The following is a 13,715-nucleotide window of genomic DNA, read 5'->3' on the forward strand; positions in this document are numbered from 1 at the left end:
TTCCCCGATGACCTGGCGCGCCACCGTTCTCACCCTGTTTCCGGACATGTTTCCGGGACCGCTCGGCGTCAGCCTGGCGGGCAAGGCGCTGGCTTCGGGGCTTTGGTCGCTGGAAGCGCGGGACATCCGGGACTCCGCCACCGACCGCCACCGCAGCGTCGATGACACCCCGGCCGGCGGCGGACCGGGCATGGTGCTGCGGGCGGACGTGCTGGCGGCGGCGATCGATGCTGCGGATGTCAACCAGAGCCGTCCACGCCTGTTGATGAGCCCGCGGGGTCGGCCATTGACCCAGTCGCGGGTGGTGGAACTCGCCGCGGGGCCGGGGCCCCTGATCGTCTGCGGCCGGTTCGAGGGCATCGACCAGCGGGTGATCGACGCGCGAAACCTCGAGGAGGTCTCGATCGGCGATTACGTGCTGTCCGGCGGCGAAATCGCCGCGATGGCACTGATTGACGCCTGCGTGCGGCTGTTGCCGGGCGTGATGGGCAAATTGGCCTCCGGCACCGACGAGAGCTTTTCCGAGGGACTACTGGAATACCCCCAATATACCCGGCCGCAGGAGTTCGAGGGCCGGACCATCCCGGAAACCCTCACTTCCGGCGACCATGCCAGGGTCGCGGCCTGGCGCCGGGCCGAGTCCGAGGTCCTGACCCGGGCGCGGCGGCCGGATCTGTGGGCCACAAAGTCCCGCCAAACCGGGACAAAAAGCACGACAGACGGGTGACAAGCGCGCGCCTTTGCCTTATACGGGCGCCAAATCCGCGCATGGATAGATGGACGTTCGCAGCCCGCGCTGGACTGGCTGGGCGCGCCGCCGATGGAGATTTCAATGAACCTCATTCAAGAGCTCGAAAAAGAGCAGTTCGACAAGCTCGCCGCCACCAAGACGATCCCGGAATTTGGCCCAGGCGATACCGTGATCGTCAACGTCAAGGTGGTCGAAGGCGAACGCACCCGCGTGCAGGCCTATGAAGGCGTCTGCATCGGCCGTTCCGGCGGCGGGCTCAACGAGAGCTTCACCGTTCGCAAGATCTCCTACGGCGAAGGCGTCGAGCGCGTATTCCCCGTGATGTCGCCGATGATCGACTCGATCAAGGTGGTGCGCCGCGGCAAGGTGCGTCGCGCCAAGCTGTATTACCTGCGTCAGTTGCGCGGCAAGTCGGCCCGCATCGTCGAAAAGACCGAACGCGCTGCGGCCGTCGGCGAGTAATTCATCTCTTAAGGAGATGCGACCAAAAGCGCGGGGTTTTGCCCCGCGCTTTTTTGTTGCCCGGTACCTATATGGACATCTGCCCTGTCCAATCGATTGATTGTCGCGGCCACGGGGCCTGTGTTAGAAATTTAAAATGGTTCCAGATCAGACCAGCAAAGCCGGCCGGCGCGTCGCCCCCATCGTGATCGACGACCGCTCGCGGCTGCCTGGCCGCTTCTTCGGACGCTTTGCGACCTCGGCGACCTCAGAGCTTAGCCGCGCAGCCTGATGCTGCGCTGAATCTCCTTCTGCTCGCGCGTCGCCGCGCCTGACCCTCACATCGAATTTCTTTTGGAGCTTACGCTCATGTCCAAACCGACCACGCTGTACGACAAGATCTGGAACGACCACCTGGTGCACGAAGCAGATGACGGCACCTGCCTGCTCTATATCGACCGCCACCTGGTGCACGAGGTGACCTCGCCGCAGGCCTTCGAAGGCCTGCGTGCCACCGGCCGCAAGGTGCACGCACCCGAGAAGACGCTGGCCGTGGTCGATCACAACATCCCGACCACCGACCGCTCCAAACCCAATCCCGATCCGGAAAGCATCGAGCAGATGCGGGTGATGGAAGCGAACGCCAAGGAATTCGGCATCGAGTACTTCAACGAATTCGACAAGCGTCAGGGCATCGTCCACGTCATCGGCCCGGAGCAGGGCTTTACGCTGCCCGGCACCACCATCGTCTGCGGTGACAGCCACACCTCCACGCACGGCGCGTTCGGCGCGCTGGCGCACGGCATCGGCACCTCCGAAGTCGAGCATGTGCTGGCGACGCAGACGCTGATCCAGAAAAAGGCCAAGAACATGCGCGTGACGGTCGACGGCAAATTGCCCGACGGCGTCACCGGCAAGGACATCATCCTGGCGATCATCGGCGAGATCGGCACCGCCGGCGGCACCGGCTACGTGCTGGAATATGCCGGCGATGCGATCCGCGCGCTGTCGATGGAAGGCCGCATGACCGTCTGCAACATGTCGATCGAGGGTGGCGCCCGCGCCGGCCTGATTGCGCCGGACGAGAAGGCATTCGAATTCCTCAAGGGCCGCCCGAAGTCGCCGAAGGGCGAGGCCTGGGACGCCGCGATGCGTTACTGGGACACGCTGCGCTCCGACCAGGGCGCGCATTTCGATCACGAGCTCAAGCTGGATGCCGCCAAGCTGCCGCCGATCGTGACCTGGGGCACCTCGCCCGAGGACGTGGTGTCGATCGCTGGCCTGGTGCCGGACCCCGACCAGATCGCCGACGAAGCCAAGCGGCTGTCGAAGCATCGCGCGCTGAAATATATGGGCCTGACGGCGGGGACGAAAATCACCGACATCAAGCTCGACCGCGTCTTCATCGGCTCCTGCACCAACGGCCGCATCGAGGATCTGCGCGCAGCCGCCAAGGTCGCCGAGGGCAAGACCGTCAACGCCCATGTCAACGCGATGATCGTGCCGGGCTCGGGCATCGTGAAGGAGCAGGCGGAAGCCGAAGGCCTCGACAAGATCTTCATTGCGGCCGGCTTCGAATGGCGCGAGCCGGGCTGCTCGATGTGTCTGGCCATGAACCCCGACAAGCTGGCGCCGGAAGAGCGCTGCGCTTCGACCTCGAACCGCAACTTCGAGGGCCGTCAGGGCTTCAAGGGCCGCACCCACCTGGTGTCGCCGGCGATGGCGGCGGCCGCGGCGATTGCCGGGCATTTCGTCGACATTCGGGAATGGCGTTAAAAAGCGTTTTCGAGCGACGCGGGCACCGCTTCGCCTAGCAATCAAGCTTGCGCAGATTGCGTAGACTTATCTGCGGCAGAAAACGCGTCAGAACAAAACGCGCGGTTTGTCTCGACAACGAGGCGTTCTGGAAACGCCTCGTTAACGGGCTGGGCGCAGATTGATCCCTTGCGGAAGGACTTTCGTGAGGGAACCAGCCATGGCGGATAAGCCCGAATTCGTCGATATGATCAGCGAGGCGACCAAGCAGTCGCGTCGCAGCAATCAGTCACGCATGGTCGACCTGCCGCCGGCGGCGGGGACCAGGGAAACCTCGCGTCTCAGCCATCGATCGGAACGGCTCGAGCAGTGGCGGCTGGAGAACATCACGCCATGGAAGATCAAGTCCTGGAAGTTCAAGGATTGGGGCTGGGGCAGCTAAGCCCGCGACAAGAAAAACAGGCGCCCGATCGGGCGCCTGTTTCTTTTTGGCGAGATCTCACCAGTAGCGATAGTGATGCCAGCGATGGTGCCGATGGTGATGCCACCACGGGCGATACCGGCAGATCCTGTGCGGCCCGTAATAGGTCCAGACCACCCGGCAGTAGCGGTGCGCATAGCCGTAATAGGCCGGATAGTAGGACGGTCCGTAGAAACGCCGGAAGTGATGCCGGTGAAAGAAGTGCGGCCGGAAGTAGGCCTGGCGATAACCGCCATGGTGAAATGCGCGGTAGCCGCCATAGCCACCACCGCGGAACACGGGCGCGGCGCGAAAACCACCGCCGTGAAATCCACCGCCGTGAAAGCCTCCGCCACCGTGGAAGCCACCACCTCCTCCGTGGAAACCGCCGCCGCCATGGCCACCACCGCCATGACCACCACCGCCATGACCGCCGCGAACCTGGATCATCGATCCGTCGGTCGCGACTTTCGCTGACGGCGCGGTGCCCGGACTGGCAAGCGAAAGCGCCTCGGCGCGCTGTTGTGGGCTGGCCGCGAGAACGAAGATCGCCGCAGCCGCAAGGCCCAGACGGCGGACAACGCCGCGTCCGGGATTGGAAATCATCATCGATGAACCTCCCTGGCCGGCGACGACGCCTTGCGCCGCACGGCGGCTGGCTTCGCCGCGTTGGTGTGCGGTCGCTCCCAACATGACGTTAGAGACAGGCGCGTGAACGCGCCATGAATGCGCGGGTCGTGGAGAAAATCTCTGTTGTCGTCCCTGCGAAAGCAGGGACCCATAACCACAGGATTTGGTTGTTACGCGAGGCGTCAGCCAAACTGCCTCATCGATAGATCACGCAGTATGGATCCCCCGATGTGCCATTGCATATCTGAGCTCGCGCTTCGCTTGGCCGGAACGACGGAAGAGATTCATCATCACCAGAACGGACCAAAGCCGAGGCCGAACGGGAACGGTGCCGGTGCGTAATAGGGATACGGCCGATAGTAGTACGGCCGCGCGTAGTAGTAGGGCTGATAATAGGGACGATACGGGCGATAGCCGTAGTGACGATAATGGTGCCGATGGTAGCGTCGCGCGCTGAAGTCGGTCGCAGCTTTCGTGGCGAAACTCTGCGCCTTCACCCGCAGCGTCGCCGCGACGGCCTGGTTGATCGCCGATGGGCCGGCAAACCAAAGTGCGCCCGCGACAAGGGCGGCGCCGATCAAACGCTTCATGATGAACTCCTGATTGGGATCGATACGCGGATAACGTGAAACCATCGGGCCGGTTTCGCAACCGCGACATCATGCGCCAGTGACGGCTGAAACGAAAATAGGCCCGCGATCAACGGGCCTATTTGAATTCTGTGAGATATTACCAGCGGCGCCAGTGACGATGATGGTGCCAGCGGTGGTGACGATGCCAGCCGCGGTGCCAGCCATGATGATGTCCCCACCTCACTTCGGTGGTATCCGCCTTGATATCCTGCTGCACCGCTGTGGCGGCGGCGGGATTGCTGAGCGACAGTGCTTGTGCGCGTTCGGTCGGAGCCGCGAGAACGAGCAATGCGCCGACGGCCGCGAGCCCGAGTACTTTCGTCACCTGCATCTATGGTCTCCTTGGGTTCATGTGAGCCGCATCGACGCGACGCAGTTCACATGCTGAAGCTGCTCACGTGAATGCGATGTGAATGATTGCGCCACGAACATGAATGCGGATCACGTATCGTTGTTCCGCAGCGCTGCGACAATATTTTCACGCACGTGCGCAAAACCGGCGTAGACTATCGTCGTATCTTCTTGAGCTTCTTCTTCAGGAGATCGTCATGACATCATCATGCATACGCAGTTCGATATCGCGCGCTGCGCTCGCAGTTGCCGTGGTCGTTACGGAAGTGTGGTGGGCCAATGCCGCGCTCGCCTCGCAGGGCCCGGGCGGCGGCATGGGAACCGCAGGTCATCTCACCCAGGTGGCGATGGCGATCCTGGTCTACGGCGCATCAGCGCTTGTCGTCGGCGCCGGGCTGATCGGCGCCGCACGCGGACGCCAGGTGCGACGATAGAGCGCTCAGCCGCGCCGCCAGTAGCAGTTCATGCGCGGGGTGATCACCGCGCCACTCGGCCGGTACTCCTGCACATAGGTCGCGGTGCAATCCCGCACCGCGTTGGGGCCCGGGTTGTAGCGGGGATAGACGTCCAGCTCCCAATCGGGCCGGTAGATCGGCACGCGCCGCAGCGGCCGGCGGCGTTGGGAAGAGGCGTCCGTGATCGCGGGCGCCGGTGCGCTGCGCAACCCCGACGACGCCGTTTGCGCCTGCGCCGACACTCCCGGGAGTAAGAGCCCCGCAAAGGCAGCCAATATTGCGACCGTCACAATCCGCTTCATTCCATCCACCCGAGCCAGATATCGGGCCGTACGGTCTCCGATTGGCGGGCCAAGGTCAACCGTTGCAAGGCAGTATCGACGGCCGGAAACGCACGCTAGAAAGGCGACATGTGGACCGAAGCAAAAGCCCCCTCGCTCGCCGACATGGAAGCCATGGCGCATGAGGTATTCGAGCGCCTGCCGGCGGACTTTCGCACCCTGTGCGAAGGCGTGATCCTGCGCGTCGATGATTTTCCGACCGACGAAGTGCTCGACGAGATGCAGGCGCAATCCGAATTCGACCTGCTGGGCCTGTTCCAGGGCACCGGCCTGCCGCACCAGAGCCATGGCGACATCGCCCGCCTGCCCAACATGATCTGGCTCTACCGCCGGCCGATCCTCGACTACTGGGCCGAGCACGAGGAAACGCTGGGCCATATCGTCCGCCACGTCCTGATTCACGAAATCGGACACCATTTCGGGCTCTCGGACGCCGATATGGAGGCGATCGAGGCCAATGCAGGCTAGATTTGCGTTATTGGGCCTTTTGCCGGGACGGTATTCGCGATAAATGACGGCCCTATCCCTCATTTTTTAGACCGGGAAGCGATCGATGGAAAAGTTCACCACACTGGAAGGCGTCGCGGCGCCGCTGAAGATCATCAATGTCGACACCGACATGATCATTCCGAAGCAGTATCTGAAGACCATCAAGCGCACCGGCCTCGGCAAGGGGCTTTTCTCCGAACAGCGCTACAAGGATGACGGCAGCGAGAACCCTGATTTCATCCTCAACAAGCCGGCCTACCGGCATTCCAAGGTGCTGGTTGCCGGCGACAATTTCGGCTGCGGCTCGAGCCGCGAGCACGCGCCGTGGGCGCTGCTGGACTTCGGCATCCGCTGCGTGATCTCGACCTCGTTCGGCGACATCTTCTACAACAACTGCTTCAAGAACGGCATTCTGCCGATCCGCGTCACCCAGGACGACCTCGACAAGCTGTTCGACGATGCCGACCGCGGCTCCAATGCGACGTTGTCGATCGATCTCGCCAAGCAGGAGATCCGCGGCCCCGACGGCGGCACGGTGAAGTTCGAGATCGACCCGTTCCGCAAGCATTGCCTGATGAACGGCCTCGACGACATCGGACTGACGATGGAGAAGAAGGCCTCGATCGACAGCTACGAAGCCAAGGCGAAAAAAGAGCGCGCCTGGGCCTGATCCTTTCCGGAAGAAGCCCCGACCAAAAATCGGGGCTCTTTTTTATGAGGCGGCGCGGATGCGGCCTGACGTCGTCAGCTTCTGGCACGGCCCGCTCGACGGGCTAAGGCTGACATGCCTGCGATCGCAGGTCGCCGCCGGACACAAGGTCACCGTCTACAGTTTCGATCCGCTTCCCGGCCTGCCCGACGGCGTCGGCAATGCCGAGGCTGAAGCGATCCTGTCGCATTCCTTTGCCGAACGGCTGCGTCCGCCGCAGCCCGACGGAAGCTGGCGCGACTGGACCATTCTGCAGTTCAGCGATTTCTTCCGCATGCGGCTGATGGCGGAAAAGGCCGGGCTGTGGCTCGACGCCGACGTGCTGCTGCTGAAGCCGGTCGAGATCGATCCGGCAAAACCATATTTCGCCTGGGAGCGTCCGCGCCAGCTCGGCAACTCGGTGCTGTATCTGCCGCCGGACGACGCAATCGTGCGTGCGTTCGAAGACCTGATGGAACAGGACGAACTGACGCCGGACTGGCTGGCGCTACGCCATCGGCTGACATTTGCGTGGCGACAGTGGCGCGGCCGTTCGAACCGCCTGTCCGATATCAGGGTCGCGATCTACGGCCCGGCTGCGCTCACCGCACTGGCGCGCCGTGGCGGCGAATTGCAGCACGCGCTGCCGAAGCAATCGTTCTATGCGGTGCATGCCGAGCCGAAACTGTTTTTCGAACGCTCGAATTTCTCAGCGCTGCTCGCCGACCCCGGCATCATCGGCCTGCACATCTCCCCCAAGGGCCGCGGCGGCGAGAAGCCGATTCCCGGCAGCCTGTATGCTTGGGCGGCGGAGACGTTCGGAGCGCCCTGATCTTACCCTCCCTGGAGGGGGAGGGTCGACGCGAAGCGGCGGGGTGGGGTGATGGTCTCTCCTCACGAACAGTGCCCGAGTTGAGAGATCACCCCACCCCGTCTCGCTTTTCGCTTCGCTCAATGCGAGCCGACCCTCCCCCTCCAGGGGAGGGTAAGATCAGCGCGCACCGATACTAGCTTCCCATCGCCGCGATCGCGTCGGCAATTTCGATCGTGCGCTTCGCCATCTCGGCGTGCAGCCGTTCCACCATCCGGCCATCGAGCTGGATCGCGCCGCGTGAGGCGTTTTCCGGCCTGGTGAAAGCCGCGATGATCTTGCGCGCTTCCGCGACCTCTTCGGCCGGCGGCGTGAAGATGGCGTTGCAGGCATCGATGTGGCTCGGATGGATCAGCGTCTTGCCGTCGAAGCCGAGATCGCGGCCCTGGGCGCATTCGGCGGCAAAGCCGTCGATATTGCCGATGTCGCCGTAGGGCCCGTCGAGAATTTCCAGCCCGTGCGCGCGCGTCGCCAGGATGCAGTGCGTGATCATCGGGATCATCGCCGCCCGGCCCGGCTGCATCCGGATCCGCGTCTCCCGCGAGATATCATTCGGCCCGAACACGAAACCGGCAAGCCTGATTTCGGAATCCTTGGCCGCGGCGGCGAGCTTGTCGGCGTCCAGCACCGCGCGCGCGGTCTCGATCATGGCCCAGACCTTGATCGAGGCATCGGCATTGATATCGCTGAGCCGGTTGGCGATGGCGTTGAGATCGTCGACGGTGGAGATTTTGGGAACCAGGATGCCGTCCGGTTTGGCCTTGCCGGCCATGCCGACATCGTCGACCCACCAGGGCGTATCGAGGCTGTTGATGCGGATCAAAACCTCGCGCTTGCCGAACCCGCCGGCCGCAACGGCCTTGGCGATCTGGTCCCGGGCCACCGCCTTGGCGTCCGGCGCCACCGAGTCCTCGAGATCGAGAATGATACCGTCGGCGGGCAGCGTGCGCGCCTTTTCCAGCGCCCGCGCGTTCGATCCCGGCATGAACAACAGGCTGCGGCGCGGACGGGTCATGGGCTGGTTTCCTCGAGCATTTTTGGAAACCCACGCGGCAAATTGGGTTCGACTTCGCCGAATCCAATTTGCCGGTGGCTTGTTGGTTGGGCAGTATCCTATCGGAAAACCGGTGCCCACTTTTCCGGGATCATGCCGTAACATTTCGGGCCGCGCGCCGAAAGCCTTGTTCCGGTCATCGGCTTATGGTTAGGCAAGGGCCAATCAAGGTGCAAAACATGGCTCCCTTTCCCGAACATCTGATCGAAGGCTACCGGACCTTCACCTCGCAGCGGCTGCCGACCGAGCAGACGCGCTACCGGGAACTTTCCGAGCGCGGCCAGTCGCCCGCGGTCATGGTGATCGGTTGTTGCGATTCCCGGGTGTCGCCGGAAGTGATTTTCGACGCCGGCCCGGGCGAGCTGTTCGTGGTGCGCAACGTCGCCAATCTGGTGCCGGTGTTCCAGCCCGACGGCGGCGCGCATGGCGTGTCGGCGGCGCTGGAATATGCGGTCCAGGTCTTGCGGGTGAAGCACGTCGTGGTGCTCGGCCATGCCCAATGCGGCGGCATCAAAGCCTTCATCGACGATATCGATCCGCTGTCGCCGGGCGACTTCATCGGCAGATGGATGCAGATGTTCATCAAGCCGGGCGAGAAGGTCAGCCAGCGCGAGCATGAGAGCCGGCAGGATTTTACGACCCGGATCGAAAAGGCCGCGGTGTTTCGCTCACTTGAAAACCTGATGACGTTTCCGTTCGTGCGCAACAGCGTCGAGCGCGGCGAGATGAGCCTGCATGGCGCCTATTTCGGCGTCGCCGAAGGCTCGCTGTTCGTGCTCGATCCGAAGGCCAAGGAGTTTCGCGGCGTCAGCGAGATCGCGACGACCTGAGCCGGCGATTCGTAGCCCGGATGAGCGCAGCGACATCCGGGACTAATACCGACATCACCCCGGATGTCGCTACGCTCATCCGGGCTACGGAATCTTACTCGCCGCCGCTTACGCCGCCTTCTTCTTCGCGCTGATCAGCTTGCGGTTGATCAGGCATTCGGCGATCTGGATCGCGTTCAGGGCGGCGCCCTTGCGCAGATTGTCCGAGACGCACCACAGCGACAGGCCGTTCTCGACCGTATTATCCTCACGGATGCGGCTGATATAGGTGGCGTCCTCGCCGGCCGCCTCATATGGCGTGACGTAGCCGCCCGGCTCGTGCTTGTCGATGACGAGGCAACCCGGCGCGTTGCGCAGGATGTTGCGCGCTTCATCGGCCGTGATCGGGTTGGCGAATTCGATGTTGACGGCTTCGGAATGGCCGACGAAGACAGGCACGCGCACGCAGGTCGCGGTCAGCCTGATTTTGGGATCAAGAATCTTCTTGGTCTCCATCATCATCTTCCACTCTTCCTTGGTGTAGCCGTCCTCCATGAACACGTCGATCTCGGGGATGACGTTGAAGGCGATACGCTTCGGGAATTTCTTGTTGACCAGTTCGCTGTTGGTGTAGACGGCCTTGGTCTGCGAGAACAGTTCGTCCATCGCATCCTTGCCGGCGCCCGACACCGATTGATAGGTCGCGACCACGACGCGGGTGATGGTGGCCTTGTCGTGCAGCGGCTTCAGCGCGACCACCAATTGCGCAGTGGAGCAGTTCGGGTTGGCGATGATGTTCTTCTTGGTGAAGCCCGCGACCGCGTCCGCATTCACTTCCGGCACGATCAGCGGCACGTCCGGATCCATCCGCCAGGCCGACGAATTGTCGATCACCACGGCGCCGGCGGCGCCGATCTTCGGCGACCATTCCTTCGACACCGCGCCACCGGCCGACATCAGGCAGATATCGACGTCCGAAAAATCATAGTGCTCGAGCGCTTTGACCTTCAGGGTACGGTCGCCATAGGAGACCTCGACGCCGACGCTGCGGCGCGAGGCCAGCACCACGACCTCGTCGGCGGGAAATTTGCGCTCGTCCAGGATGTTGAGCATTTCCCGCCCGACATTGCCGGTCGCACCGACCACCGCGACTTTGTAACCCATCGTTCACTCTCCGAAGAAAAATGCTTGCCCGCCGCGTCAAGCGGAAAGGGAAGAGGCAGCGCTTCTATGCGAGAAACGCCCGTAAGACAACGTTTTACCGTGCGTTTGGGCGTTTGATGCATTCGTTTCCGGCCCCACCGGGCCCATCCAATTATACGACAAGAATCCATCCCATGCTGTCGGGCTTTGTCGACGAAGTCTGCGGCACCGTGGCCCGGCTGTGCGCCTATATGATGACGCTGGCGCTGATGGCCATCGGCGGTATCGCGCTGTGGCAGCAATTGCCGGATGCGACCGCGATGGCGCCCTCCATGCGCGATGGCTGGGCGGTGGCGACGCGCTCGGCGCCGGCCTTTGCCGTCAGCCAGTTCATTTTCCAAGGAAAAACAGAAGTTTACGAGATATCCCGGCACCCCGAAGGCGGCCGCAAGGACGTCTTCCACTGGAGCGGACCCGACAGCAAACCGGTCGCCGAACTCGAACTCTATCGGCCGGGCGACGAGCAACAGGCCATCCCCGCCGTCGCGGAAATCGCCGCGCGAATGGACCCGGACGGCGCCCGCGAACTGGAATCCGCCGGGATTGTTGATAGCAAATTCGGCCCGGTGACCCTGCTCCGCCTGGTCGGCGGTACGGAGAATGCCCGCGCCTGCCTCGGCTTCATGAAGCGCATCGACGATCCCAATTTCCGCATTTCAGGCTGGTCGTGCCAGGGCGACACGCTCCCGGCCCGCCGCGCCGCGATCGGCTGCATGCTGAACCGACTGATGCTGCTGACGACTGGAAACGAGCCCAAACTGGCGGAATTATTCGCCCATGCCGAACTCAGGCGAAGCGATTGCACGGCGACTTCAGCGCCGGCGCTGTCCGCGGACTGGCTGACCGGCGCCGACAACCCGCGGCTGCGCGGCGCGCTTTGATACCGGTTGGCCGGACCGGGCTTCCGCAAGCCCCCGCAATTGTGGCGACATCCGGCCAAGACACTGGTTTTCATGAAACTTTCTCGCTTTGCCAGGCATTATTGTGAGCCGGTGTGGCGCAATTGACCTAGCGACCCCACGTCAGGGGCGGCTACAGTGCCCCAACCAGACGTGACGATCCGCCAGCCTGCGCGGGTTGACCAGGACGAGGATGTTATGACCCCGAAATTTCCTGCTGCGAGCAAGCTCGCGATGCTGCTTGCTGCCGCGACCATCGCAGCAGTTACTGCGACCTCCGCCAGCGCCCAGTCGCGGCCGAAGTACGACAAGGACGGCCGCATCGTTTACGGTGCGCAGGGCCCGAACCGGTCCTACCAGCAGGGTCCGCATACCCGCGTTTACGTCACCACGCGCTCCTGGCTCGACGCCGGCACCGAAGTGCTGCCGGGCGACCGCAAGTTCCAGGACTACGCCTTCCCGCCGGCGATCGGTTATCCGGATTTCGCGCGCGAAAACAACAACCGCCCGATCGACCGCCAGCCGCTTAACCCGCCGTCGGATCTCGGCGGTGTCCCCACGCCGTTCCCGCTGTATTGATCGCGACCACTTCGCTTCATGAAAAAGCCCGGTCTCACGACCGGGCTTTTTGTTTTGCAGTTTTTATTTCGTAGGGTGGGCAAAGGCGCGTCTTCGCGCCGTGCCCACCATCCTCCTTTTCGTCGGTAGGACGGTGGGCACGCTTCGCTTTGCCCACCCTACGCTGTCCGACGTGCTTACGCGTGCAGCTTCTGCAATTCCTTCAAGATCGCATCGCCCATCTGCGTGGTGCTGGCCGCCGACGTGCCCTCGGACTTGATGTCGGCGGTGCGCAGCCCGCTCGCCAGCACGGCCGCGATCGCGGCTTCGATCTTGTCGGCCAGCGCGCCCATGTCGAACGAATAGCGCAGCGCCATCGCAAACGAGGAAATCATCGCGATCGGGTTGGCGAGGCCTTTACCGGCGATATCCGGCGCCGAGCCGTGCACCGGCTCGAACAGCGAGCGGCGCTTCTTGGTCTTGGCGTCGATCTCGCCGAGCGAGGCCGAAGGCAGCATGCCGAGCGATCCCGTCAGCATCGCCGCGATATCGCTGAGCATGTCGCCGAACAGGTTGTCGGTGACGATGACGTCAAACTGCTTCGGCGCCTTCACCAGATTCATGCCGCCGGAATCGGCGAGCTGATGCTCGAGCGTGACATCCTTGTATTCGCGCGCATGGACCTGCGTCACCACCTCGTTCCAGAGCACGCCTGACTTCATGACGTTGCGCTTTTCCATCGAGGTCAGCTTGTTGCGGCGCTTGCGCGCCAGGTCGAACGCGACGCGGGCGATGCGTTCGATCTCGTAGGTGTCGTAGACCTGGGTATCGATGGCGCGCTTCTGGCCGTTGCCGAGATCGGTGATGGTCTTCGGTTCGCCGAAATAGACGCCGCCGGTCAATTCGCGCACGATCATGATGTCGAGGCCTTCGACGATCTCGCGCTTCAGGCTGGAGGCCTCCGCCAGCGCCGGGTAGCACACCGCCGGTCGCAGGTTGGCGAACAGGCCGAGATCCTTGCGCAGCCGCAGCAGGCCGGCTTCGGGTCGCACCTCGTAGGGCACGCTGTCCCACTTCGGACCGCCGACGGCGCCGAAGATCACGGCGTCGGCGGCAGTGGCCTTGGCCATGTCGCCTTCGCTGATGGAAACCTTGTGCGCGTCATAGGCCGAACCGCCGACCAGCCCCTGCTCGGTCTCGAAACGCGCGATGCCCGCCGCGTTGATCCAGTCGATCAGGCGTTTCACCTCGCCCATCACTTCTGGGCCGATGCCGTCGCCGGGGAGAAGCAGCAGTTTATGGGTCGCCATGGTTCGTTACCTCAAGAC

19 protein-coding genes are annotated in these 13,715 nt (G+C 63.2%); 12 read left to right on the forward strand and 7 right to left on the reverse strand.

Annotated features, from left to right (window positions below; genetic code table 11):
- The first annotated feature begins 7 nt into the window (after nt 1-7).
- The 5 genes from trmD to BLR13_RS16980 all read left to right on the forward strand — a co-directional run bounded on the left by trmD (nt 8) and on the right by BLR13_RS16980 (nt 3,389).
- Nucleotides 8-727: a tRNA (guanosine(37)-N1)-methyltransferase TrmD gene (gene trmD, locus BLR13_RS16965; RefSeq protein WP_074831420.1), complete on the forward strand. Its 720-nt coding sequence runs from the start codon at nt 8-10 to the stop codon at nt 725-727.
- Between the two features lie 105 nt (nt 728-832).
- Nucleotides 833-1,213, forward strand: a complete 381-nt coding sequence (gene rplS / locus BLR13_RS16970; protein ID WP_074821565.1) for a 50S ribosomal protein L19 — start codon at nt 833-835, stop codon at nt 1,211-1,213.
- Nucleotides 1,214-1,349: 136 nt separating this feature from the next.
- The gene (locus BLR13_RS42260) at nt 1,350-1,484 is read left to right on the forward strand and encodes a hypothetical protein (protein ID WP_283806909.1); all 135 of its coding nucleotides are present in this window, start codon (nt 1,350-1,352) and stop codon (nt 1,482-1,484) included.
- Between the two features lie 77 nt (nt 1,485-1,561).
- Entirely contained in the window at nt 1,562-2,968 is a 1,407-nt protein-coding gene (leuC, locus tag BLR13_RS16975) for a 3-isopropylmalate dehydratase large subunit (protein ID WP_074821562.1), read from the forward strand.
- 199 nt (nt 2,969-3,167) lie between these two features.
- A complete protein-coding gene (locus tag BLR13_RS16980; protein WP_074821559.1) occupies nt 3,168-3,389 on the forward strand; it encodes a hypothetical protein in 222 nt (73 codons plus the stop codon).
- Nucleotides 3,390-3,446: 57 nt separating this feature from the next.
- On the opposite strand, the gene BLR13_RS41090 is transcribed toward BLR13_RS16980, so the two are convergent.
- The 3 genes from BLR13_RS41090 to BLR13_RS16995 form a co-directional block, all read right to left on the reverse strand.
- Nucleotides 3,447-4,016 (reverse strand): hypothetical protein, encoded by a 570-nt coding sequence (locus BLR13_RS41090; protein WP_074831419.1) that lies wholly within the window; start codon nt 4,014-4,016, stop codon nt 3,447-3,449.
- Nucleotides 4,017-4,327: 311 nt separating this feature from the next.
- Nucleotides 4,328-4,627, reverse strand: coding sequence for a hypothetical protein (locus tag BLR13_RS16990; RefSeq protein WP_074831417.1), 300 nt, complete (start codon nt 4,625-4,627; stop codon nt 4,328-4,330).
- Nucleotides 4,628-4,766: 139 nt separating this feature from the next.
- Nucleotides 4,767-5,000 (reverse strand): hypothetical protein, encoded by a 234-nt coding sequence (locus tag BLR13_RS16995; protein WP_074821556.1) that lies wholly within the window; start codon nt 4,998-5,000, stop codon nt 4,767-4,769.
- 217 nt (nt 5,001-5,217) lie between these two features.
- Here BLR13_RS16995 and BLR13_RS17000 point away from each other — a divergent pair, with 217 nt between their 5' ends.
- A complete protein-coding gene (locus tag BLR13_RS17000) occupies nt 5,218-5,454 on the forward strand; it encodes a hypothetical protein (RefSeq protein ID WP_074821553.1) in 237 nt (78 codons plus the stop codon).
- Between the two features lie 5 nt (nt 5,455-5,459).
- On the opposite strand, the gene BLR13_RS17005 is transcribed toward BLR13_RS17000, so the two are convergent.
- On the reverse strand, nt 5,460-5,777 hold the full coding sequence (locus tag BLR13_RS17005; protein WP_074821549.1) for a hypothetical protein: 318 nt from the start codon (nt 5,775-5,777) through the stop codon (nt 5,460-5,462).
- A gap of 108 nt (nt 5,778-5,885) precedes the next feature.
- Here BLR13_RS17005 and BLR13_RS17010 point away from each other — a divergent pair, with 108 nt between their 5' ends.
- The 3 genes from BLR13_RS17010 (at nt 5,886) to BLR13_RS17020 (ending at nt 7,825) form a co-directional block, all read left to right on the forward strand.
- Nucleotides 5,886-6,284: a metallopeptidase family protein gene (locus BLR13_RS17010; protein ID WP_074821546.1), complete on the forward strand. Its 399-nt coding sequence runs from the start codon at nt 5,886-5,888 to the stop codon at nt 6,282-6,284.
- Nucleotides 6,285-6,369: 85 nt separating this feature from the next.
- Nucleotides 6,370-6,975: a 3-isopropylmalate dehydratase small subunit gene (gene leuD, locus BLR13_RS17015; RefSeq protein ID WP_074821542.1), complete on the forward strand. Its 606-nt coding sequence runs from the start codon at nt 6,370-6,372 to the stop codon at nt 6,973-6,975.
- Between the two features lie 58 nt (nt 6,976-7,033).
- Nucleotides 7,034-7,825 (forward strand): hypothetical protein, encoded by a 792-nt coding sequence (locus BLR13_RS17020; RefSeq protein ID WP_074821539.1) that lies wholly within the window; start codon nt 7,034-7,036, stop codon nt 7,823-7,825.
- A gap of 175 nt (nt 7,826-8,000) precedes the next feature.
- On the opposite strand, the gene BLR13_RS17025 is transcribed toward BLR13_RS17020, so the two are convergent.
- Nucleotides 8,001-8,879: an HpcH/HpaI aldolase/citrate lyase family protein gene (locus BLR13_RS17025; RefSeq protein WP_074821536.1), complete on the reverse strand. Its 879-nt coding sequence runs from the start codon at nt 8,877-8,879 to the stop codon at nt 8,001-8,003.
- A 218-nt stretch (nt 8,880-9,097) separates the two neighbouring features.
- Between BLR13_RS17025 and BLR13_RS17030 the strand changes: the two genes are divergently transcribed.
- Complete coding sequence (locus BLR13_RS17030; RefSeq protein ID WP_074821533.1) at nt 9,098-9,748, forward strand: carbonic anhydrase; 651 nt, start codon at nt 9,098-9,100, stop codon at nt 9,746-9,748.
- A 108-nt stretch (nt 9,749-9,856) separates the two neighbouring features.
- Here the strand turns inward: BLR13_RS17030 and BLR13_RS17035 are convergent, their stop codons facing one another.
- Nucleotides 9,857-10,891, reverse strand: a complete 1,035-nt coding sequence (locus tag BLR13_RS17035) for an aspartate-semialdehyde dehydrogenase (RefSeq protein ID WP_074821531.1) — start codon at nt 10,889-10,891, stop codon at nt 9,857-9,859.
- Between the two features lie 173 nt (nt 10,892-11,064).
- On the opposite strand from BLR13_RS17035, the gene BLR13_RS17040 reads away from it, so the two are divergent.
- Nucleotides 11,065-11,811, forward strand: coding sequence for a hypothetical protein (locus BLR13_RS17040; RefSeq protein ID WP_244525196.1), 747 nt, complete (start codon nt 11,065-11,067; stop codon nt 11,809-11,811).
- Nucleotides 11,812-12,027: 216 nt separating this feature from the next.
- Complete coding sequence (locus BLR13_RS17045) at nt 12,028-12,408, forward strand: hypothetical protein (protein ID WP_074821525.1); 381 nt, start codon at nt 12,028-12,030, stop codon at nt 12,406-12,408.
- A gap of 176 nt (nt 12,409-12,584) precedes the next feature.
- Here the strand turns inward: BLR13_RS17045 and leuB are convergent, their stop codons facing one another.
- A complete protein-coding gene (gene leuB / locus BLR13_RS17050) occupies nt 12,585-13,697 on the reverse strand; it encodes a 3-isopropylmalate dehydrogenase (protein ID WP_074821522.1) in 1,113 nt (370 codons plus the stop codon).
- Nucleotides 13,698-13,715 lie beyond the last annotated feature (18 nt).

The sequence above is a fragment of the Bradyrhizobium ottawaense genome, assembly GCF_900099825.1.
Taxonomy (GTDB): Bacteria; Pseudomonadota; Alphaproteobacteria; order Rhizobiales; family Xanthobacteraceae; genus Bradyrhizobium; species Bradyrhizobium ottawaense_A.

Bases quoted from the DNA above. Each gene is read 5' to 3' on its own strand.
- trmD (WP_074831420.1), top strand. From the start codon at position 8: ATGACCTGGCGCGCCACCGTTCTCACCCTGTTTCCGGACATGTTTCCG.
- rplS (WP_074821565.1), top strand. From the start codon at position 833: ATGAACCTCATTCAAGAGCTCGAAAAAGAGCAGTTCGACAAGCTCGCC.
- BLR13_RS42260 (WP_283806909.1), top strand. From the start codon at position 1,350: ATGGTTCCAGATCAGACCAGCAAAGCCGGCCGGCGCGTCGCCCCCATC.
- leuC (WP_074821562.1), top strand. From the start codon at position 1,562: ATGTCCAAACCGACCACGCTGTACGACAAGATCTGGAACGACCACCTG.
- BLR13_RS16980 (WP_074821559.1), top strand. From the start codon at position 3,168: ATGGCGGATAAGCCCGAATTCGTCGATATGATCAGCGAGGCGACCAAG.
- BLR13_RS41090 (WP_074831419.1), bottom strand. From the start codon at position 4,016: ATGATGATTTCCAATCCCGGACGCGGCGTTGTCCGCCGTCTGGGCCTT.
- BLR13_RS16990 (WP_074831417.1), bottom strand. From the start codon at position 4,627: ATGAAGCGTTTGATCGGCGCCGCCCTTGTCGCGGGCGCACTTTGGTTT.
- BLR13_RS16995 (WP_074821556.1), bottom strand. From the start codon at position 5,000: ATGCAGGTGACGAAAGTACTCGGGCTCGCGGCCGTCGGCGCATTGCTC.
- BLR13_RS17000 (WP_074821553.1), top strand. From the start codon at position 5,218: ATGACATCATCATGCATACGCAGTTCGATATCGCGCGCTGCGCTCGCA.
- BLR13_RS17005 (WP_074821549.1), bottom strand. From the start codon at position 5,777: ATGAAGCGGATTGTGACGGTCGCAATATTGGCTGCCTTTGCGGGGCTC.
- BLR13_RS17010 (WP_074821546.1), top strand. From the start codon at position 5,886: ATGTGGACCGAAGCAAAAGCCCCCTCGCTCGCCGACATGGAAGCCATG.
- leuD (WP_074821542.1), top strand. From the start codon at position 6,370: ATGGAAAAGTTCACCACACTGGAAGGCGTCGCGGCGCCGCTGAAGATC.
- BLR13_RS17020 (WP_074821539.1), top strand. From the start codon at position 7,034: ATGCGGCCTGACGTCGTCAGCTTCTGGCACGGCCCGCTCGACGGGCTA.
- BLR13_RS17025 (WP_074821536.1), bottom strand. From the start codon at position 8,879: ATGACCCGTCCGCGCCGCAGCCTGTTGTTCATGCCGGGATCGAACGCG.
- BLR13_RS17030 (WP_074821533.1), top strand. From the start codon at position 9,098: ATGGCTCCCTTTCCCGAACATCTGATCGAAGGCTACCGGACCTTCACC.
- BLR13_RS17035 (WP_074821531.1), bottom strand. From the start codon at position 10,891: ATGGGTTACAAAGTCGCGGTGGTCGGTGCGACCGGCAATGTCGGGCGG.
- BLR13_RS17040 (WP_244525196.1), top strand. From the start codon at position 11,065: ATGCTGTCGGGCTTTGTCGACGAAGTCTGCGGCACCGTGGCCCGGCTG.
- BLR13_RS17045 (WP_074821525.1), top strand. From the start codon at position 12,028: ATGACCCCGAAATTTCCTGCTGCGAGCAAGCTCGCGATGCTGCTTGCT.
- leuB (WP_074821522.1), bottom strand. From the start codon at position 13,697: ATGGCGACCCATAAACTGCTGCTTCTCCCCGGCGACGGCATCGGCCCA.